A 20,803-nucleotide genomic window follows, 5' to 3' on the forward strand; every position below is an offset into this window, starting at 1 on the left:
GGGGTCGGGTGTCAGGTGTCAGCGCAGCAGGCGCTTGAGGCGGCGACGTACGACCTCGGTCAGTCCACGCCGGCCGGACGCGATCCGCACCGCGAGTGCCCCCGAGTGGGTCGCGTACGGCTGTACCAGCAGCACACCGTGGAGCAGGCTCGGCAGTGCGCTGCGGCGCAGCAGTCCGGCGCCCGCGACCGCGTGGGCGGTGGCGTTCCGTTCCGTGCCGTCCCTGAAGCGCAGTCGCAGCCTGAGGTCCCAGGTGCCGCTGCCCAGCGCCGCCAGGTCAAGGGGGAACTCGGCCGACCAGGTGTCGGACTCCGGGCGGGCCGTGAGGGGCGCCGTGGCGGCGAATCCCACCCGCCCGGCCTCCCGCTCCGCGAACTCCGCCTCCACGGTCTGCGGGCCCCCCTCCGCCATCCGCCCGTACAGCTCGTGCAGGCGCAGGCGGAGCACCGTGCCACGCACGCGTGGCCGCAGTTCGGCGTCGACGGCGGCGGGCAGCCGGTGCACCGGGCGGAGGAGGAGGTGGTCCAACTCCGCCTGGGGCAGGTCCGCCGACCAGACCGGGGAACCGTCGTCCGTGTGCGCGTACGGGGGGTTCAGCCGTGCCGGGCGGGCCGCGACTTCCCCCAGCCGGCCCAGGTCGCGCGGCTCCTCGGCGGCGAGCACCACCCGGGCGACGATCCGGCCGGGCGTGGTCGCCGCCGTGAGGTCGCTCTCGTCGAAGGAGGCCAGGTACGCGCGGGTGAGGGTCCACCACTCGCGCCGGTAGTCGGCGCCGCGCAGGTGCAGCTCGCGGGCGTACATCCGCAGCGAGTGGTCGAGGAAGCGTGCCCGCGTCGCCCGGGCCAGCCGCTTCTCCCCGGCGCTCAGCAGGATGTCGTACGACAGCCGGTCGGCGTCGATCCGGGCCTGCCAGTTGGCTGTGTCCGAGCGGTCGAGGGAGATGGACAGCCGGGCCGCCGACCGGCGCACGTGCCAGAGGTACACCGGCTCCGGGACGATCGCGATGCGCGGCCCGGCGGCCAGCACCCGAGCGCCGAACACGAAGTCCTCGTACGGGAAGGCCCCTTCGGGGAAGCGGATCTTGTGCTCGCGCAGGAAGGCGGTGCTGTAGAGCTTGTTGACGCACAGGGTGTCGCGCACGAGGCGCACCCGCCGGGCGGGGTGGGCGACCAGGGTGCGCCGGGTGTACAGCTCGGGCTGCCAGGGGGTCTCGCGCCCGGACGGCAGCTCCTTGCGCAGGGCCAGCCCGGACGCGACCGGCGCGTCGTGCATCACGGCCGCGCCCAGCAGCGCGTCGACGGCCCCGAGCGGCAGGACGTCGTCGCTGTCCAGGAACATCACATAGGGCGAGGTCGCGGCGTTCAGCCCGTCGTTGCGCGGAGTGCCGCAGCCGCCGCTGTTGGCCGGGCGCCGGATCACCTTCAGGCGCGGTTCCTCGGCGGCCAGCCCTTCCAGCAGCTCCCCGCTGCCGTCCGTCGAGCAGTCGTCGACCGCGATCACCTCACGGACGGCCGGCCCCTGCGCGAGCGCCGAGCGCACCGCGTCCGCCACATGGGCGGCGTCGTCGTACCCGATGACGACGACAGTGACCTGCGCGTCCTGAAGAGCCATGGTTGTCCCGACCGAAAAGAGATATGTACGTAATGGTCATGTACGAGGTACTTCGCGCCTCGGTGGGGAAGATGGCTTGAACGCGGTCGGGGTTCCGTTCAAGACCGGTTGTTTACGATCAGCGGCTGCCTCCCGGTGCCCACAGCCCCTGTGGCGTCAGCCCCAGCAGCTCGATGGCGTTGCCCCGTACGATCCGCTCGACCACGTCCGCGTCCAGGTGCCCCATCTGCGCCTCGCCCACCTCGCGGGACTTCGGCCAGGTGGAGTCGGAGTGCGGGTAGTCGGTCTCGTACAGGACGTTTCCGACGCCGATCGCGTCCAGGTTCCTGAGCCCGAAGGCGTCGTCGAAGAAGCAGCCGTAGACGTGGTCGGCGAACAGCTCGGACGGCGGCCGGTGCACCTTGTCGGCGACCCCGCCCCACCCCCGGTTCTCCTCCCACACCACATCCGCGCGCTCCAGGATGTACGGGATCCAGCCGATCTGGCCCTCCGCATACATGACCTTGAGGTTCGGGAAGCGCTCGAACTTGCCGCTCATCAGCCAGTCGACCATCGAGAAGCAGCAGTTGGCGAAGGTGATGGTGGAGCCGACGGCGGGCGGGGCGTCGGCGGAGGTGGAGGGCATGCGGCTCGACGAGCCGATGTGCATGGCGATGACGGTGCCGGTCTCGTCGCAGGCGGCGAGGAAGGGGTCCCAGTCGTCGGTGTGGACGGAGGGCAGGCCCAGGTGCGGGGGTATCTCGGAGAAGGCGACGGCGCGGACGCCGCGGGCGGCGTTGCGGCGGACCTCGGCGGCCGCGAGTTCGGCGTCCCAGAGGGGGATGAGGGTGAGCGGTATGAGCCGCCCCTGGGCCGCCGGCCCGCACCACTCCTCCACCATCCAGTCGTTGTAGGCCTGGACGCACAGCAGGCCCAGTTCGTGGTCCGCCGCCTCGGTGAAGGTCTGGCCGCAGAAGCGGGGGAAGGTCGGGAAGCAGAGGGCGGACTGTACGTGGTTGACGTCCATGTCGGCGAGGCGGGCGGGGACGTCGTAGGACCCCGGGCGCATCTGCTCGTAGGTGATGACCTCGAGCTTGATCTCGTCCCTGCTGTAGCCGACGGCCGTGTCGAGGCGGGTGATCGGCCGGTGCAAATCCTCGTACACCCACCAGTCGCCGATGGGCCCGTCGTCGCCGGGCCGGCCCATGACGGGCTTGAACCGGCCGCCCAGGAAGGTCATTTCCCTCAGTGGGGCGCGGACGATGCGCGGCCCGGTGTCGAGGTGCTTCTTCGGCAGCCGGTCCTGCCAGACGGTGGGCGGCTCCACCGTGTGGTCGTCGACGGAGATGATCAGGGGAAACGTCGTCTCGGTGTCCATGTCGGCCACGGTAGCGCTGATCTGACGGGTCGTCAGCTATGCGGGAGCGGGCACCGCTGTGCGGAGAGCACGTGAGGGCCTTGTGATATCCCGCGCGCCTGCCTGCGATCAGCCCCTCCACAGCTGACGCATCTGCCGGAACAAGGCAAACTGGCGGAGATGTAAACGGGTCCTAGGGGGACTGCGATGGACGGGGTACCGCGAGTGCCGGAGCAGAGGCGTCCCGGCTCCTCGGCAGATACGGCGGAGCCGGCGGCGGCGCTGCGCTTCGGCGTGCTCGGCCCGGTGCGCGCCTGGCGCGGCGAGGATCAGCTCCCCACCGGTTCCCCCCAGCAACGGGCCCTGCTCGCGGCCCTGCTGCTGCGCGAGGGCCGTACGGCGACCGCGGCCGAGCTGATCGACGCCCTGTGGGGCGAGGAGCCGCCCTCGCAGGCGCTGGCCGCGGTACGGACGTACGCCTCCCGGTTGCGCAAGGTGCTGGATCCCGGGGTCCTGGTGAGCGAGTCGGGGGGCTACGCGGTGCGGGGCCTGGCCGAGGGCGCGCTGGACCTGGCGGCGGCGCAGGAGCTGGCCACGGAGGGGGAGAAGGCCAGGAACGCCGGGGATCTGAGCTACGCGCGGGGGGCGCTGGGGCGGGCGCTGGCGCTGTGGGACGGGGAGGTGCTGGCGGGGGTCCCCGGGCCGTACGCGGAGGCTCAGCGGGTCCGCCTGGAGGAATGGCGGCTCCAACTGCTGGAGTCCCGCCTCGACATGGACCTGGAGCAGGGCTGCCACGCGGAGGCGGTCTCGGAGCTGACGGCACTGACCGCGGCGCACCCCCTGCGCGAGCGGCTGCGGGAGCTGCTGATGCTCGCGCTGTACCGCAGCGGCCGTCAGGCGGAGGCGCTGGCGGTGTACGCGGACACGCGGCGCCTGCTGGCGGACGAGCTGGGTGTGGACCCTCGCCCGGGCCTGAAGGAGCTCCAGCAGCGGATCCTGCGGGCGGACCCGGGCCTCGCGGCGCCGTCGGACACGGTGGCCGAGCCGCCGGCGGCCCGGGTGCGCCCCGCCCAGCTCCCGGCGACCGTGCCCGACTTCACGGGCCGTTCCGCCTTCGTCTCGGAGCTGAGCGAGGTCCTCGCCTCGGCCGAGGGCCGGGTGATGGCGGTGTCGGCGGTGGCGGGCATCGGTGGCGTGGGCAAGACGACGCTCGCGGTGCATGTGGCCCACCAGGCACGCACCGCCTTCCCCGACGGGCAGCTCTACGTCGACCTCCAGGGCGCGGGCGCGCGGGCGGCGGAGCCGGAGACGGTCCTGGGCTCGTTCCTGCGCGCCCTGGGCACGCCGGACTCGGCGATCCCGGACTCGCTGGAGGAGCGGGCGGCGCTGTACCGGTCCGTGCTGGACGGCCGCCGGGTCCTGGTCCTGCTGGACAACGCGAAGGACGCGGCCCAGGTCCGCCCGCTGCTGCCGGGCATGGAAGGCTGCGCGGCGCTGGTGACGTCCCGGGTCCGCATGGTCGACCTCGCGGGCGCCCATCTGGTCGACCTGGACGTGATGTCCCCGGAGGAGGCACTGTCCCTCTTCACGAAGATCGTGGGCGAGGAGCGGGTGGCGTCCGAGCGGGAGGCGGCACTCGACGTGGTCGCGGCGTGCGGTTTCCTGCCGCTGGCGATCCGCATCGCGGCGTCCCGGCTCGCGGCCCGCCGTACCTGGACGGTCTCGGTCCTCGCCGCCAAGCTCGCGGACGAACGCCGCCGGCTGGACGAGCTCCAGGCCGGCGACCTGGCCGTGAAGGCCACCTTCGAGCTGGGGTACGGCGCGCTGGACGCGGCCCAGGCACGGGCGTTCCGGCTGCTGGGGCTGGCGGACGGGCCGGACATCTCGCTGGCGGCGGCCGCGGCGGTGCTGGACCTGCCGGCGGAGGAGACGGAGGACCTGCTGGAGGCCCTCGTCGACACGTCGCTGCTGGAGTCGGCGGCGCCCGGGCGGTACCGGTACCACGATCTGGTGCGGCTCTACGCGCGTGCCTGTGCGGAGCGGGACGAGTGGCCGCCCGGTGAGCGGGATGCGGCGATGTCGCGGTTGCTGGACTTCTATCTGGCCACGGCGGCGGGGGTGTACGCGATCGAGCGGCCGGGGGATCGGCTGGTGGATCATCTGGCGGTAACGGAGTATCCAGGGCTGCGTTTCGACGATCGACGCGCGGCTCAGGACTGGTTGTACGCGGAGGCCGTTTGCGTGCTCGCATGCGTGCGACAGTCGACGGCGCCCCGTCAACTGAGGCGTGCGGTCGACTTGCTGTGGGCGGCGATCGATCTGACGGAGTCCGGAGCCAACTCCAAGGAATACCAGGCAACTGGAGCTTCCACGCGTGCCGCGGCGCACGCTGCCGACGATCAACAGGCCGAAGCCCGGGCTCTGATCACGCTGGCCAACGGCCACTACTACTCGGGCCGATTCGAGTTGGCAGATCAAGAGGCTGCTGGTGCCCTTGAACTGGCGGAGGCAGTAGGTGACTCCCTCGCCAGTTGCTGGGCTACCAACATGCTCGGTGTCATCGCGCTCTATCAGAGCCGGCACGAAGACGGCGAGGCGCACCTGACCCGAGCCATCGAGAGTTTCCGCTCGTGCAAGGATCGCCCGGGCGAGGCGAGTGCCCTGTGCAACCTCTCGCGGATCCACCTCGCGATGGGGCACACCGCGAGCGCGGTTTCCCTGGCCGAGCAGGGAACCACCATGTATGACGACATGAGGCACGCGCTGAGGGGGGCCAACGGACGATATGCGCTGGGCCTTGCACTCACCCAGAGTGGTCAGGTCCAGCAGGCTACTGATCGTCTCAAAGAAGCCCTCGACGTCTTCCGGGACCGCCGACAGCGACTCTGGGAGGGGATGACCCTCTTCCGTCTCGCCGAGGTCGACCTCGTCGCCCAACGTCCGGCGCAGGCGGCAGCCAATGCAGAACTCGCGCTGACCGTTCTCCGCGGAATCGGTGGTGAATGGCGGCGCGGAAACGTGCTCACAGCGCTTGGGCGTGCCCTCAGTGGCATTGGACAGACGGGCCGAGCCCAGGTCTGCTGGGAGGAAGCCCTTGAAGTCTTCGAGACGCTGGGGGCGCCGGAAGCCGAGGAAGTACGAGCTCTCCTCAACCCTCATGCTGTCGCCTGAGACGGCAAGCCTGCACGTTCATCATTCGTTTATCGCCGCACGGCACTCTCGTCGTGTCGATCCGTCGCGTCGGGGGGCAAACGGGTCGGCCGGCGGCCGCACTTTAAGGTGTAGCGGCCCGAGAGTGCCACGCCCGGCGGCCCACGGGGGAGTTGCCGGGCGTGGCCTCTCTCATCTACGCATCGAAATCGCCAGGGGAGCCAGTTATGAGCAACGACAAGAAGAGCACTGCGGCCGCGGCGCCGGGCACCGACGCAACCGAGGTGACCACGCTGAACACGCACGCCACCGGTGAACCTCTCAACACGAGCACCCTGGCTGCCGAGAAGGACACCGGCGAGGCCACCACCGACAACACTCACGCCACCGACGAGCCGGCCTGACCAGACCTTCCTCCACACGGGGATCGGCCGCGGCGGCGCGGAGGGGAGCCGCCGCGGCCGACGTGTCCCAAGTGCCGGCCGCTCGCCGGTCCCTGGCTCGATCGCAGAGAAGGCGATAGGCGGATCTGTCCCACGCACATGGCGCGGTTGCCCGCGAAACGGCGGCTGAGGCGGGACGCATCTGCCTATCTCCGGCTTCCTTGGCCCTGCCCGTGGGCCCCGACGTCGAGTTATCCACATGCTCGGCGGGGTTGGTCTGGGTTCGGGACAGTAGGGGCGTGGAACGCACGGACTTGAAGCTGCTCGTCGAGGGCGGCGTGCTGCTGATCTCGCGGGCGTTGGAAGCCGGGTGGCCTCGGGCGTCGCTTTTCCGGCGGCTGCGCTCGGAGGGGTGGTACCGGGTCCAGGGCGGAGCCTGGGCTGAGCCGGGGAGGGAAGTCGACCTCGTCGTACGGCTTAAGGCCGCCCAGTCGGTCAGGCCGCACCTGGTCGTGAGTCACGGCTCGGCCGCTCGGCTCTGGCAGATCGAGACGCTCGGCGAGGCCCCTTCGCACCCATCGCCCCCTTCGCACCCATCACACCCATCACAGCCTTCGCGCCCATCACACCCTTCGCGCCCATCACACCCCTCGCACCACCTGGAATTCACCGACCCCGGCCTCAGTGCCCGGCAGGGCTTCGCAGGGGTACGGGTCCACCGCATCCCCCTGCCGGAGCTCGAAGTCGTCGAGCGGTCGGGGCTGCGCGTCACCGAGGTGCCTCGTACCCTCGCCGACCTCCTCCGAGCCGGCCCGAGGGACAACGCGCTCGTCGCGGTGGAGTCCGCACTCACCTACCGCAGGGTGGGCCTGGCACGCCGCCCCCCGCTCATTGCCCCGGCCTCCCTCGCCGTCGCGCTGGAGACCCCGCTTCTCGGTGTCGCCAGGGCCCGGGGCTGGCTGGGCCTCCTCGACCCCCGTTCCGGATCACCGGCAGAGACCATCGCCCGCCTGCGTATGCATGACGCCGGGCTGCGACCCGAGACTCAGGTCGAGGTCCACCCGCCCGACGGCCGTCGCCGCTACCTCGACTTCCTCTTCCGGGCAGAGGGGCTGGCAATCGAGATCGAGGGGTACGCCTATCACGGCACCCGTGACGCCCACCGCCGGGACGTCGCTCGCTTCAATCAGCTCACCCAATGTCCTCAGGTGCGCAGTGTGTTGCGCTACACGGCGGAGGACGTCTTCCATCGGCCCGCGACGATGATCCGCGAGGTTCGTGCCGCCCTGCGTGCCGCGGCAGCGCGCTCGCCTCATATCGACCCTCCCGGCACTTTCACACCACCGTAGGCCGTCGCCCCCCTGCCGCACGGGGAGCGCTTCCAAGGCGGAGAACCCGAGGATTGGCAGATTCGTGCCAGCGACAGGCCGATACGCCCGCGCGATCGGCCACATCAATGGGACTCTTCTGCCGATCAAGGCCTCTCAGGCCCGCTCAGGCCCGCCCCGCCCCTTCCCTCCCCGCCCCTCCCAAGGGAGGAGAAGCGCGTTCGCCGGTCTCTGCGCTCTGTTCCCCCGTCGAGTCGGTCCTCGGGATCGTGACGCCGACCCGACTCGCCCTGCTGCTCGGCCTGTCGGCCCTCATATCCCCGTGCCGGGACGGGCGCGGGCGCGGTTGCGGGACTTCCGCACGCGGCTGGATCCGCCCGCCGGGCTGCTGGTCGCGGCCGCGGCCTCGGCGACGTACGGCGGCGGGCATCCTACGGCGCCGCTGCGCGGGCTCCTGACCGTCATCGGCTGCTACTACCTGGTCGTCGGCGTGCGCCGCACGCAGCCCGAGTCGTGGCGGGCGATCGGCATCATCGCGCCGGCCGGCGTCGCGGTGGCCGCCACCAGTGCCTTCTCCCAGGTGACCAACGAGACCCCGACCGGCTTCTGCCGCACCGGCCTGCTCACCGACGTCGCCTGCGACGCCGGCGGCGACGGCATCCTCATCCGCGCCACCGGGACCTTCGCCAACCCGAACCTGCTGGCCGCGCCTTCCTGGTCCTGCTGCTGCCGTTCGCGCTGCTCGCCGCCGTGTGCGTGGACGAGCGCACGGCCCGTACGGCCGTCGTCGTGCTCGTGGTCGTCGGGTACGGCGCCCTGCTGACCACCTTCTCGCGCGCCGGGTACGTCGCCGGTGCCGCCGGGCTGCTCGTGCTCGGCGGCGCCTACTGGCTGGCGCCCAGGATCGCCGACCGCGCGCGGCGCCGGCTGTTCGTCGCCCTCGGCACGCTCGCCCTGCTCGCCGCGGCCGGCGCCATCTGAGCCGTGTCCCGGGCCGGGAACTCGCTGGGGGTGCGCGGTCAGGCCTGGCAGGCGGCGCTCTCCCTGGCCGCCGACAACCCCCTGGGCGTCGGGCTCGGCCGCTCCGGCGCCGCCATATCCGCCACCGCGACCGGCGACCGGACCTTCGTCCACGCCCATAACCTGTGGCTCAACTGGCTGGTGGAGGCCGGCCCGCTCGCGTTCCTCGCCATCACCGCCGTAGCCGTGATCGCCCTGTCCGCCGCGGCCCGCGCCGCCCGCGCGGAGTCGGTGATCGGAACCGTCGGGCTGGCCGCCCTCACCGGCTTCTCGCTGATGAGCATGATGGACCACCCGGCGAACCTCGACCGGATCGACACCCTCCTGTGGTACGCCCTCGCGCTCGTCATGGCCGAGGCGCCGGCCACCTGGCGCCGTACCGAGGAAGCCTCGCCCGCGCCCCTCCCCACTCAGCTCAGGCGACCCCGGCACGGACCGCAGCGCGTCGGTGCGGGGGCATGACCCGATCGCCGCGAAGAAGGCCCAGGACAGCCCCGTACTGCTCTTCCGGGCACCGTCCTGGGCCGCCTTCCTCACCTCCGTGAAGGGCTGACCGCGACTACGGCGTGACCGTCAGCGCCGTGTGGCCCACGCCCGTCGAACCGTCGCCGTACTCGACGAGGCCGAGGTACCTGCGGCCCTCTTCCGCGCCCTGCCAGGTCACCGTGACCCGGGCGCGGTTGTCGGTGCCGACCTGCTGGGAGGCGGGGGTGACGGTGGCGGGGACGTCGGGGGCGGACTTGCCCAGCTGCCAGGTCCACAAGGTGAACCGCTGGCTGCGGGTGCCTTCGGGGAGGGCGTACTGGACGACGTAGGCGTCGTAGTCGCCCGGAGGCAGGTCGGCGTGTTCGTCCGAGCCCTCCACCGGGCTCGGGCTGACCTGCTTGCCGTCCTTGTCGTACACGAACAGGTCGAGGTCACTGCCGCGGAGGTGGTCGGAGGAGAAGACCGCCACCCGGGCGAGCCGGGTGTCCCGCGGTACGTGGACGCGGACCTTCTTGATCGCCCCCGACTCGCTCGGCGGCGACGCGGCGTGGCCCTCCTTGTCCACGCCCGTGAGCGTGCCGGTGTGCTTCTCCCCGGCGTACAGGCCCGTGGTCGTGGCCGTCAGCGTTCCTGTCCAGCCGATGCGCGTGGAGAGCGCGACCCTTGTCTTCCCACCGGTCACCGGCACCTCGTCCGGTGCGTCGAGACGCGCGGCCCGCAGGGAGATCTGGCTTTTGACCCGGTGGGCGCTGTGGGCGTCGCTCCAGGTGAGGGTGCCGAACCGCCAGGAGCCGTAGGCGGCGTCGGTGCGGGTGAAGGCGACCTTGTACGTCGCTTTCGCGCCCGGCGCCACGGTCAGCGTCCTCGGGGTGACCTCGGCCCTGAAGCCCGGCGGGGTCCGGAGCGCGGCCCGATAGGTGGCCGTCTGCGAGGAGACGTTGGTGACCGTGCGGGTCACCGTCTGCCGGATGAAGACGTCACCGACGGAGATGGTCGGGTAGTTGAGGTCGCTGGGGTCGGTCTGCGGGGCTGTCGCGCAGGCGCCCGCCGTCGGCGGCTCGACGCCCACCGCGCAGAGGTACGCCGTCCAGTCCGCGGAGGTCGAGTCGTAGACCAGGCCGGGATCAGCGGCCCGGGTGGCCCGGGGCGAGCCGGCACCGTAGTCGAGCGGTGTCGCGAGAACCGTCTTGCCCGCGGTGTCGGTCTGCCGGGCGATCGGCCTGCCCTCGTTGTCGGCCGTCGTGGCCGTGGTCATCAGCGCCGACTTGATCTCCATCGGCGACCAGCCGGGATGCAGCTGCTTCAGCAGCGTGGCGAGGCCGGCGATGTGCGGGGTCGCCATCGACGTGCCCTCCCAGAAGCCGAACGACCCCTTGTACCCGGCGACGCCACCGGGCACGGTGCCCGCGGCGATCAGCTGCCCCGGTGCGGCGATGTCGGGCTTGAGCAGGTCGCCGCCGGAGGCCGGGTCGGGGCCCGAGGAGGAGAAGGGGGCGACGGAAGGGGCCTCGACGCGGGTGCTGACGGTGGCGGTGAAGCGTGCGGTGGCCCCCTTGACGGCGGCGTAGTCCTTGACGGCCTTTCCGTCCCGCGGACCCAGCACGAACGTGGGGAAAGCCGGCTCGGCGAAGACGTCCTGGGAGCTGGTGGGGGTGTTGGCCAGGACCATGGCCACCGCACCGGCCTTCTTCAGCTCGTCCAGCCTGTCCTGGTACTCGAACGCGGCGCTGCCGCCCCGGTCGCAGATGACGATCTTGCCTCTCACCCGGTCCGGGTCGAGTGCGTGCGGCGCGCAGTGCGCGGCCTCCTCGGCGCCCGGAAGGGCTGCGTTCGCGGCATAGACCAGCGGGGCCTTCGGGACGCCCTCGCTGAAGGCGGGGCCGGTGATGCGCCGCCCGTTGCCGAGGACCAACGTCGCCTGGTAGTCCGTGTCGTGGCTCTCCGCGGCGACCGTGGTGACCCAGGGCGAGGTGTTCTCCACCGTGTCCGGGCCGTCGTTGCCGGCCCCGGCGGCGACGAACACGCCGGCCTTCGCGGCGTTGAACATGGCCTCCCGGTTCGCCGGACCGGTCAGTCCGCCGCCGATGGAGAAGCTGATGACGTCCACGCCGTCGGCCACGGCACGGTCGATCGCGGCCAGGTTGTCCGCCTCGCCGCAGCCGGAGCTCCAGCACGTCTTGTAGAAGGCCAGCCGGGCCTGCGGGGCCAGCCCGCTGAGCCTGCCGCGGACGTTGGTGCCGGGGATCGACACGGGGGTGTCGTAGTCGCCGGCGATCGTGGTGCCGATGTGGGTGCCGTGGCTGTGCATGTCGAGGGGCGAGGGCACGTCGACCGGCTGGGGGTCGGCCAGCTCGGCGCGGAAGTAGGCGGCGCCGATCACCTTGTTGTTGCAGGTGACCTGGTGGGCGGGGTCGCGGGGGTCGCCCTTGTCGCAGGTGCCGTGCCACTTCTTGGCGATGACCGCCGCGTCGGGGCGCGGCTCCGGCAGCGCGGCCAGCATCGGGTTCTTCGGGTCGAAGGGATCGATGACGCCGACGATCATGCCCTCACCGGCGTGCCGCGGACCGCCCAGCTTCGACCAGAGGCCCTTCTTGCCGGACAGGCCGAGGAAACGGGGGATGTCGGGCGGGGACGCCGGGGCGGCCTCGGCGCGGCCGGACGCGGAGGACCTCGGTGCGGTCCCCTTGCCGACGGCGGCTCGCCCGCTGTCCGCCTCGGGGGCGGGTCCGGGTGCCGGGGCCGGTTCGGGCGCGGAGGCGGGTCCGGGTGCGGGCGCGAGAGCGGGTGCGGGTGCGGGCTCCGGCCTGGTGACGGCGGACTTCGTCACCGACACCACACCCGGCGTCCGGGCCAACTCGGCTGCCTGTCCGGCCGTGAGCTTCGCGGCGAAACCGCTGAACGTGTAGTCGTAGTCGTAGAGCTTCCTGGCGCCCGGGACAGCGTCCAGCACCCGGTCCCTGCGGGCGTCCAGACGGCTCACGTACTCCCTGGACGCGGACGAGGCGGTGTCGAGACGCTTCCCGGAAGCAGGCATGGTCCGCTTCAGGCCGCGCAGGCCGCCCTCGTACGCGGCGACCGGGGCGTCGGTCAGCTTCACCACGTAAGTGCCGGTGGTGGCACTGCGGTTCTCGGTGCCGGCGTGTGCCGACATCGCTGTCCCCGTGACGACGAGAGCCCCGGAAAGGAGAGGTACGAGCACCGCGGCGAGGAGTCTCGGACCTATGTGACGGTGGGTCAACTTGGTTCCAAAGTGGTCGGCTTGGCATGAGTTGCTTCCCCTGCCGCCAATCTCACAGAAACCCGGGCATTCGAGAACGTTGAAAGGTTAATTGTCAGCTTGTCTTCACAATCGTTTCACGGAGATAAAGCCGACCTAAGCCCTCAACTCCCCCTTGACCACCTTCCCGCCGGCATTCCGCGGCAACTCCCCCACGAACTCCACCACCCGCGGCACCTTGTAGTTGGCCATCTCCCGCCGCGCCCAGGCGATCAGGTCGTCCCCGGTCAGCACCGCACCCGCCCGCCGCACCACGTACGCCTTGCCGACCTCGCCCAGCCGCGCGTCCGGTACGCCGATCACCGCCACGTCCGCGACGTCGGGATGCAGGCCGAGCAACTGCTCGATCTCCGCCGGGTACGCGTTGAAGCCGCCGACGATGAACATGTCCTTGATCCGGTCGGTGATCCGCAGGTTTCCCGCCTCGTCCAGGACGCCCACATCCCCCGTCCGCAGCCAGCCGTCCTCCGTCAGCACCTCCGCGGTGGCCGCCTCGTCCTCGTAGTAGCCCCGCATGACGTTGAAGCCCCGCACCAGGACCTCGCCGGGCTCGCCGGGCGGGGCCTCGACCCGGACCTCCGTGCCCGGTATCGCCCGCCCGGACGTCGAGGCGATCACCGTCGGATCGTCGCCGCGCCGGCACATCGTCACGATGCCGCTGGCCTCCGACAGGCCGTACGCCGTCAGGACCGTCTCCACGCCCAGCTCCCCGCGCAGGCGTTCCACCAGCCGCAACGGCACCACCGCCGCGCCGGTCACCACCAGCCGCAGCGCGCAGAGGTCGTACGACGCCCTGGCCGGGTGGTCGAGGAGCGACTGGTGCAGTGTCGGCGGGCCCGGCAGCACCGACACGCGTTCCGCCGCGATGTTCGCCAGGGCCGTGCCGACGTTGAACACCGGCTGGGGGATCATGGTCGCGCCCCGCATCAGGCAGGCGATCACCCCGGCCTTGTAGCCGAAGGTGTGGAAGAAGGGGTTCACGATCAGATAGCGGTCGCCCTGCCGCAGGCCCGCCAGGTCGCTCCACGCCTCGTAGGCCCGCAGCGTCTGCGCGTGGGTGATCACCGCGCCCTTCGGGCGGCCCGTCGTACCGGACGTGAAGACGATGTCCGAGGACCAGGAGCCCTCCACGGCCCCCGCGCGCGCCCGCACCTCCGCCTCGCCCACCCCGTCGCCGCTCGCCAGGAAGTCCTTCCAGGTACGGAAGTCCGCCGGGGCGTCGTCCGACAGCACGACCACCTGCCGCAGCTCCGGCAGCGCCGGCCCCTGAGCGACCGCCCTGCGCAGCGACGCCACGTACGAGGTGCCCAGGAAGGTGCCGGTCACGAAGAGCAGACGGGCCCCGCTGCGGCGCAGCACGTCCGCGGCCTCCGTGCCCTTGAACCGCGTGTTCACCGGCACCAGCACCGCCCCCGCCGACACCGCGCCGAGTGCGGCCACGATCCAGTCCAGCGTGTTGGGCGCCCAGATGCCGACCCGGTCGCCGGGCTCGATGCCGTTCGCCAGGCAGGCGGCCGTCGACCGTTCGACGCGGGCGCCGAGTTCGCCGTACGAGATCCGGGTCCGTCCCTCCACCACCGCCTCGGTGTCCGCGTACCGCTCGGCCGCCCGTCGGACCAGCTCCGGGATGCTCTGCCACTCCACGATGGGCCTCCCCGAACTCGGCGACCGGCACACAGCTGACTACCCGTCAGATTAGCTGTAACCTGACGGCCTGTCAGCAGCCCGTCCGCAGCGCGGAGGTGTGCACATGGCCGGACTCAAGGACGCGACCGCCATCGTCGGCATAGGACAGACGCCGTTCGCCAAACACCTTCCCGAGGACGAGAAGACCCTCGCCTGCCGGGCCGTCCTCGACGCCCTCGACGACGCCGGAATAGCCCCGGGCGAGGTCGACGCGCTCGCCAGTTACACCATGGAGGAGACCGACGAGGTCGAGCTGGCGAAAGCCGTCGGGTTCGGGGACCTCACCTTCTTCAGCAAGGTCGGGTACGGCGGCGGCGGTTCGTGTGCCACGGTCGCGCATCTCGCCTCCGCCATCGCCACCGGGCAGGCGACGGTCGGCGTCGCCTGGCGGTCACGCAAGCGCGGCAGCGGGCCCCGGCCCTGGCGGAACACCGCCGCCCAACTGCCCACCCCCGCCCAGTGGACACGGCCGTACGGCCTCCTGCGGCCCGTCGACGAGATCGCCATGCTCGCCCGCCGCTACATGCACGAGTACGGCGCGACGCGGGACCATCTGTTCAACGTGGCCCTCGCCTGCCGGAACAGGGCCAACCAGAATCCCGCCGCGGTGATGTACGAACGGCCCCTGACCCGCGAGATGTACATGACCTCCCGGTGGATCAGCGAGCCCCTCTGCCTCTTCGACAACTGCCTGGAGACGGACGGGGCCCTCGCGTGCGTGATCGTCAGCCGGGAGCGCGCGCGGGACTGCCGGCACACCCCCGTCTACGTCCACTCCGCCGCCCAGGGCCTGCCCGCCCAGCACCACGGCATGGTCAACTACTGGAACGACGACCCGCTCACCGGCCCCGCCTGGACCGCCGCCCGGCATCTGTGGAAGCACGCCGACTTCACTCCACAGGATGTGGACGTCGCCCAGATCTACGACGCGTTCACGGCCCTCATACCGCTGTCGCTGGAGGGGTACGGGTTCTGCGGGAGGGGGGAGGGCGGGGCGTTCACGGAAGGGGGCGCCCTGGAGATCGGCGGTCTGCTGCCCCTCAACACCGGGGGCGGCGGGCTCAGTGAGGCGTACGTCCACGGCTTCAACCTCATCAACGAGGGCGTCAAGCAGCTCCGCGGCACCAGCACCGCCCAAGTCCCCGGCGCCGCCACCTGTCTCGTCACCGCCGGCGAAGGCGTCCCCACCTCCGCGCTGCTCCTGAGGAGTTGACCAAGGATGCTCTCCCCCGTCACCGACCCCGACGGCGCCCCCTTCTGGCGCTACGCCGCCCAGGGCGAACTCCGCGTCCAGACCTGCGCCGACTGCCGCGAACCCCGCTTCCCGCCCCGCCCCTGCTGCCCGCACTGCCAGTCCTTCGCAAGCGAGTGGATCAGGACCTCCGGTCAGGGCCGCATCTGGTCGTACGTCGTCCCGCACCCGCCCCTCCTGCCCGACTACGCCGAGCAGGCGCCGTACAACGTCGTCGTCGTCGAACTCACCGACGCACCCCGCATCCGCCTGGTCGGCAACCTCGTCACCGGCCCCGACGCACCCCTCGACTCCCTGGCCCCGGACCGGATCCGCATCGGTGCCAAGGTCCACGCCGTCTTCGGCGGCACCGGCCTGCCCCGGTGGGTCCTGGAGCGCCCATGAGCCTCACCGTCACGGCCGACAAGGACACCGGCGTCGCCGTCGTCACCCTCGACCGGCCCGAGCGGCTCAACGCCATCGACCTCGGGATGCGGGACGAACTCGTCGCGGCCTGGCGGGAGTTGAGGTTCGACGACGGCGTCCGTGCCGTCGTGCTCACCGGCGCCGGGGAGCGGGCCTTCTGCACGGGCCTTGACCGGGATGTCGTCGTTGCGCAGCCCGACTCGCCGTACATGATGGACGATCCGCTGCTGCGGGTCGGGCCCAAGGCCAACGACCTGTGGAAACCGGTCGTCGCCGCCGTGCGGGGCATGGCCTGCGGGGGCGCCTTCTACCTTCTCGGGGAGGCGGACTTCGTCGTCGCCGACCCGACCGCCGCCTTCTTCGACCCGCACACCACCTACGGCATGGTCAGCGCCTACGAGTCGATGCTCATGGCGCTGCGCATGCCGCACGGGGAGGTCGCGCGGATGGCGCTCATGGGGAGCGCGGAGAGACTGTCCGCGCGGCGGGCCCACGAGATCGGGCTGGTCTCGGAACTCACCGAGCCCGGCGGGGCGTTGGCGGCCGCCGTCGACTGTGCCGCCGTCATCGCCGGGTATCCGGCGCGGGGCGTGCAGGGGACCGTGCGGGCGCTGTGGGCGGCCAGGGAGGCCGCGCTCGCCCACGCCTTCGCCCAGGCGCCGCACCTGATCGCGCTCGGGAACCTGCCGGGCGAGCGGCAGGGCGAGCTGTTCCGGGCGCGGCGCCGCGACCACAGGGTCCGGTGAGCTACTCCGCCGTGCGCGTCACGTCGCCCAGCGTGCAGGTGACGCCGCTCGTGCTGTCCCCGGTGCCCGGCAGGTAGGAGGCGGTCACGTCCAGCGTCTGAGTGGTGTCGGGCGAGACGTACGCGATGGTGGACGCGCTGGTGCGTACGGGGGCGCCGCCGGAGTCCTTGAAGGTGACACCGAACTCGTAGGTGTACGTCGTGATGCTGCTGGTGTTGGTGGCCTCGACGCGGGCGACGATGCCCCGGCTCTCGTCGAACACGCAGCTCTGGATCGTCACGTCCTGGGTGGCCTCGGCGGTCGGGGTCGCGCTGCTGCCGCCCGAGCCGCCGGTCGAGGACGAGTAGTCGTCGTCATCGTCGTCGTAGTGGGTGCTGCCGCTCGAGTAGCCGCCCGAACTGCTCGACGAGCCGTGGGAGCTCGAGTTGTCGTCGCACCCGCCGCCGTGGGAGCGCCGGGCTCCGGTCAGGGCGACCACCACGCAGACGGACACGGCCACAGCGCGCACATGGCGAAGCTTCACGTTGTTCAACCCCCGAAAAATGTTGTGCAACCCCGTTGTACTGATCGTGAGCACGTCACGCTAGCAGTGGCTGCATGGCAACAATCGCTTACCCGGCGTAGCGTCTCGTGTAAGAGCGGTGAAGAAAGCCTCAGCAGGCCGCGAACCCGCTTCACCCCGGTGACGGGCGCCGTCCGGCCCCCTTCCGTGCAACCGCACGACGGCCGTCACCGGGCATGTCCTAGGCCGTTCTGGCCGTCCCGGTGCCCTTCTCCGCGTCCAGCGCGTACACGCACCGGTCCTTGCTGCACGCGTACACGACGCCGTCCTTCACCACGGGCGAGCCGGTGATCTCGCCGCCGGTGGCGAGCTTCCACCTCAGGCGGCCGTCGTCGGCCTTCAGGGTGTAGAGCAGGTGGTCCGTGGAGCCGAAGTGGATACGGCCCTCCGCCACCGCGGGTGCGCCCACGATGTCGCCGCCCGCCTGGAAGCGCCACTTCGGCGTCCCGGTGACCGCGTCCAGCGTGTACAGGCCCTTGCCGCTGCCGACGTGGACATGGCCCGCGGCCACCAGGACCGGCTCCAGCGAGGACCGGGCCTCGGTGGCGATGCGCCAGCGGTCGCGGCCGTCGGTGGCGTCCAGGGCGTAGACCGTGCCGAGGTAGTCGGCCAGGTACACGCCGCCGCCCGTCACCGCCGGGCCCGGCACGAAGGCCGGCGGGCACAGGAAGACCGCCGGGGCCTCGAAGTGCCAGCGGACGTGACCGCTCGCCACGTCGATCGCCAGCACGCGCGTGCCCGCCGACACGTACACATAGCCGTCCTGGGCCTGCGCCACCCGCACCGGCACCCCGCCGCAGGAGGCGGCGTCGCCGATGGGGTACGACCAGCGCTCGTCGCCCGTGCGGGCGTCCAGGGCCCGCAGGCGGGCGTCCTTCCAGACGTACACCGTGCCGTCGCACAGCACGGGGCCCGCCTCCGGGGACTCGAAGTCGGTCTGCGCCCCGGTGATCTCCCACAGCTTCTGGCCGTTCGAGGCCTCCCAGGCCTGGACGCCGCCGCCGCGGGTGCCGGTGACGACCGTGCCCCGCTCGGCCTTGAGGGAGTACACCCAGGCGTCCGTCTGCAGGCGCCACAGGTCCGCGCCCTCGCGGCAGTCCAGGGCGAAGAGGGTGGGCCCGTCGGAGGCGTGGATCCGGCCGTCCGCGACCGCCATCGACCAGGCCACGTCCCGCGTCTTGAAGCGGCGGCGGCCGGTGGCCACGTCGAGAGCATGGACCTCGAAGGAGGTGACGTAGACGAGGTCGTCGGCGACGGAGGGTGTCCCCCAGACGTCGTTCGACATGCGAAAACGCCAGGGGCGCCAGCCTGCCGCCGTCTCCGGGGGCACGGGCGGCGGTGCCGGTACGGCGGGGCCCACGGCGGGGTCCGTGCCGTTGACGCCGGGGTGGGGTCTCGACCAGGAGGCGACGAGGCCGGCCTCCGGAGGGGGCGCCTTCACGGCGGCGGCGCGGGCGTCGGCGACGCGGGGGCCGGGGCCGATGGGCACCGCGGCGCCGGCCAGGCGCACCGGGCCGGTGTCGGGGGCGCCGACCGGGACGGGCGCCGGCTGCGGGCCCGGGACCACCGGGTCGTGCGGGGGCGGCGGAGGGACCGGGGCGGGGGCGATGCGGCCGCCGCTGCGACCGGAGGACGTCGACGGCTTCACCGCCGGGCGGCCGCCGCGCCGCGACTCGATCAGGCTCACCGCACGCTCGGGCAGCCACGCCGACGCCGTACCGCTGTCGTCGGAGCCGGAGCCGAAGAGGTGGGGGGCCAACTGGGCCTGGAGATCGGCGGGGTTGGGGCGGGCCGTCGCCTCCATCTGCATACACGACTCGATGAGCGGGCGCAGCTCGTCCGGGAGGCCTTCGAGGTCCGGGCCCTCGCGGAGCAGCATGAAGACGGTCTCGACCGGGTTGGCGCCGTGGAAGGGCGGGTGTCCGGTGGCGGCGAACACCAGCATCGAGCCGAGCGAGAAGACGTCGCTCGCGCCGGTCACGCTGCGGGAGTCCTTCGCCTGTTCGGGCGACATGTAGGCGGGCGTACCGACCGCGACGTTCGTCATCGTCAAACGCGTGTTCGAGACGCCGGATGCGATACCGAAGTCGATGACCCTGGGGCCGTCCTCGACCACGAGCACGTTCGACGGCTTGAGGTCGCGGTGGACGAGACCGGCGCCGTGGATGGACTGCAGGGCTTCCGCGACCCCCGCCGCCAGCCAGCGCACCGCCTGGGCCGGGAGCGGCCCGCACTCGTTCACTATCTCTTCGAGGGAGGGCGCGGGGACGTACGCGGTGGCCAGCCACGGCACGGCCGCGCGCGGGTCGGCGTCGACGACGGCCGCCGTGTAGAAGCCGGAGACCGCCCGGGCCGCTTCCACCTCACGCGTGAAGCGGACACGGAACAGCTGGTCCTCGGCGAGCTCCGTACGGACCGTCTTGATCGCCACGCGCCGGCCGGACGCCGATCGCGCGAGATAGACCAGCCCCATGCCACCGGCACCCAGCCGTCCGAGCACCTCGAACGGCCCGATCCTGCGCGGATCGTGCTGCGTCAGCTGATCCACCACTCTGCCTGCCACCTCCCCGTACGAGCCGCGCCACCGACATGTTCACGCGACCCCGTGCAGCGTCTCACCACCGCACCGCCTTGGCGGCACGCACCCTGATTCTTCCTGTCCTGGGGCGTGGTTGCGAACCCAAGGGCGGAACGGGGTGTCTTGGGACAAAACCACACTCCGGCGCCCGACGGAAAGCTCCGGTTCGCATGTTGGGACGCCGGAGGTAAGAGTGCGGTCAGACTTCCGGCGCTCCTCGGCGGGCCAGCGGTGCGCGTTCCAGCAGCGCGAAGGACGCCCCCTGATTGTCGGTGACCACGGCGACCGTTCCGTACGACGTCTCGAAGGGCGGCACCTGCACCCGCCCGCCGAGCCCGGTCACCGTGGCGAGGACGGCCTCGCAGTTCTCCACCCGGAAGTGGACGACGAAGTGGGGCGGCATCATCGCCGGAAAGACCTCCTCGACGGCCGCCCGCCCGAAGTCCGGCTTGGCGTCGGGCCCGAACAGGGCGTCGGCGAAGAGCCCGCCGTAGAAGTCGTTGGCGACCTCGGTGTCCCGGGCGTACAGCTCCGCCCAGCCGAAGCTGCCGACCTCGTGCCGCCGCCCGAAGCCCGTGTGCTCGCCGGCCTGCCAGAGCCCGAAGACGGCGCCGTCGGGGTCGGTGACCAGCGCGGCCGTCCCGAGGCCCTCCCCCACCTCCACGGGCGCGGTGACCACCTGTCCCCCGGCCTCACGGATCCGCCTTGCCAGCGCTGCCGCGTCCGGGGTGGCGAAGAACACCGTCCACACGGTGGGCATCCGCCCGTCCGTCTTGCGCGAGAGCGAGGCGACGGGCTCGCCGTCCAGCCGGGCGAGCACGGTGGTGTCGTACGCCTCCTCGAAGTCCCACCCGAAGAGCTCACCGTAGAACCGCTTGCCCGCCTCCACGTCGGGGAGCTGCGCGTCCACCCAGCACGGAACGCCCTCCGGGTACGCCGTTCCGTCTGCGGATGCCCTGTTTTCGGCCATGCGGCCAAAGTAA

Annotated in this window: 17 protein-coding genes; 10 read left to right on the forward strand and 7 right to left on the reverse strand. The window is 71.9% G+C overall.

Going from position 1 to position 20,803, the window contains the following annotated elements; translation table 11 throughout:
• Window positions 1–18: 18 nt before the first annotated feature.
• Window positions 19–1,611 (reverse strand): glycosyltransferase, encoded by a 1,593-nt coding sequence (locus tag AB5J49_RS20765; RefSeq protein ID WP_369170113.1) that lies wholly within the window; start codon window positions 1,609–1,611, stop codon window positions 19–21.
• A 118-nt stretch (window positions 1,612–1,729) separates the two neighbouring features.
• The gene (locus tag AB5J49_RS20770) at window positions 1,730–2,968 is read right to left on the reverse strand and encodes an amidohydrolase family protein (protein ID WP_369170114.1); all 1,239 of its coding nucleotides are present in this window, start codon (window positions 2,966–2,968) and stop codon (window positions 1,730–1,732) included.
• Window positions 2,969–3,154: 186 nt separating this feature from the next.
• On the opposite strand from AB5J49_RS20770, the gene AB5J49_RS20775 reads away from it, so the two are divergent.
• From AB5J49_RS20775 to AB5J49_RS20805, 7 genes are all read left to right on the forward strand, one after another.
• Window positions 3,155–6,118, forward strand: a complete 2,964-nt coding sequence (locus AB5J49_RS20775) for a BTAD domain-containing putative transcriptional regulator (RefSeq protein ID WP_369170115.1) — start codon at window positions 3,155–3,157, stop codon at window positions 6,116–6,118.
• Between the two features lie 206 nt (window positions 6,119–6,324).
• Complete coding sequence (locus tag AB5J49_RS20780; RefSeq protein WP_369170116.1) at window positions 6,325–6,501, forward strand: hypothetical protein; 177 nt, start codon at window positions 6,325–6,327, stop codon at window positions 6,499–6,501.
• Between the two features lie 278 nt (window positions 6,502–6,779).
• Complete coding sequence (locus AB5J49_RS20785) at window positions 6,780–7,829, forward strand: endonuclease domain-containing protein (RefSeq protein ID WP_369170117.1); 1,050 nt, start codon at window positions 6,780–6,782, stop codon at window positions 7,827–7,829.
• Between the two features lie 301 nt (window positions 7,830–8,130).
• Complete coding sequence (locus tag AB5J49_RS20790; RefSeq protein WP_369170118.1) at window positions 8,131–8,631, forward strand: hypothetical protein; 501 nt, start codon at window positions 8,131–8,133, stop codon at window positions 8,629–8,631.
• On the forward strand, window positions 8,598–8,789 hold the full coding sequence (locus AB5J49_RS20795; RefSeq protein ID WP_369170119.1) for a hypothetical protein: 192 nt from the start codon (window positions 8,598–8,600) through the stop codon (window positions 8,787–8,789). Before AB5J49_RS20790 ends, AB5J49_RS20795 begins: the two co-directional genes overlap by 34 nt.
• Window positions 8,790–8,792: 3 nt before the next feature.
• Entirely contained in the window at window positions 8,793–9,290 is a 498-nt protein-coding gene (locus AB5J49_RS20800) for an O-antigen ligase family protein (protein ID WP_369170120.1), read from the forward strand.
• Window positions 9,277–9,381, forward strand: a complete 105-nt coding sequence (locus AB5J49_RS20805; protein WP_369170121.1) for a DUF397 domain-containing protein — start codon at window positions 9,277–9,279, stop codon at window positions 9,379–9,381. Before AB5J49_RS20800 ends, AB5J49_RS20805 begins: the two co-directional genes overlap by 14 nt.
• 6 nt (window positions 9,382–9,387) lie before the next feature.
• Here the strand turns inward: AB5J49_RS20805 and AB5J49_RS20810 are convergent, their stop codons facing one another.
• Window positions 9,388–12,465 (reverse strand): S8 family serine peptidase, encoded by a 3,078-nt coding sequence (locus AB5J49_RS20810; RefSeq protein WP_369170122.1) that lies wholly within the window; start codon window positions 12,463–12,465, stop codon window positions 9,388–9,390.
• Between the two features lie 222 nt (window positions 12,466–12,687).
• The gene (locus AB5J49_RS20815; protein WP_369170123.1) at window positions 12,688–14,235 is read right to left on the reverse strand and encodes a FadD3 family acyl-CoA ligase; all 1,548 of its coding nucleotides are present in this window, start codon (window positions 14,233–14,235) and stop codon (window positions 12,688–12,690) included.
• A 106-nt stretch (window positions 14,236–14,341) separates the two neighbouring features.
• Here AB5J49_RS20815 and AB5J49_RS20820 point away from each other — a divergent pair, with 106 nt between their 5' ends.
• The 3 genes from AB5J49_RS20820 to AB5J49_RS20830 are packed head-to-tail and all read left to right on the forward strand — an operon-like array spanning window position 14,342 to window position 16,680.
• On the forward strand, window positions 14,342–15,490 hold the full coding sequence (locus tag AB5J49_RS20820) for a lipid-transfer protein (protein ID WP_369170124.1): 1,149 nt from the start codon (window positions 14,342–14,344) through the stop codon (window positions 15,488–15,490).
• Between the two features lie 6 nt (window positions 15,491–15,496).
• The gene (locus tag AB5J49_RS20825; protein WP_369170125.1) at window positions 15,497–15,913 is read left to right on the forward strand and encodes a Zn-ribbon domain-containing OB-fold protein; all 417 of its coding nucleotides are present in this window, start codon (window positions 15,497–15,499) and stop codon (window positions 15,911–15,913) included.
• Complete coding sequence (locus AB5J49_RS20830) at window positions 15,910–16,680, forward strand: enoyl-CoA hydratase/isomerase family protein (protein ID WP_369170126.1); 771 nt, start codon at window positions 15,910–15,912, stop codon at window positions 16,678–16,680. The genes AB5J49_RS20825 and AB5J49_RS20830 overlap by 4 nt, the downstream gene beginning before the upstream one ends.
• 1 nt (window position 16,681) lies before the next feature.
• On the opposite strand, the gene AB5J49_RS20835 is transcribed toward AB5J49_RS20830, so the two are convergent.
• From AB5J49_RS20835 to AB5J49_RS20845, 3 genes are all read right to left on the reverse strand, one after another.
• Window positions 16,682–17,188 carry a hypothetical protein gene (locus tag AB5J49_RS20835; protein ID WP_369170127.1) on the reverse strand — a complete coding sequence of 169 codons (507 nt, stop codon included), beginning with the start codon at window positions 17,186–17,188 and terminating at the stop codon, window positions 16,682–16,684.
• A 235-nt stretch (window positions 17,189–17,423) separates the two neighbouring features.
• Window positions 17,424–19,793: a PQQ-binding-like beta-propeller repeat protein gene (locus tag AB5J49_RS20840; RefSeq protein WP_369170128.1), complete on the reverse strand. Its 2,370-nt coding sequence runs from the start codon at window positions 19,791–19,793 to the stop codon at window positions 17,424–17,426.
• A 226-nt stretch (window positions 19,794–20,019) separates the two neighbouring features.
• The gene (locus tag AB5J49_RS20845; RefSeq protein ID WP_369170129.1) at window positions 20,020–20,790 is read right to left on the reverse strand and encodes a VOC family protein; all 771 of its coding nucleotides are present in this window, start codon (window positions 20,788–20,790) and stop codon (window positions 20,020–20,022) included.
• Window positions 20,791–20,803: the final 13 nt, after the last annotated feature.

The organism is Streptomyces sp. R28, assembly GCF_041052385.1.
Lineage (GTDB): Bacteria > Actinomycetota > Actinomycetes > Streptomycetales > Streptomycetaceae > Streptomyces.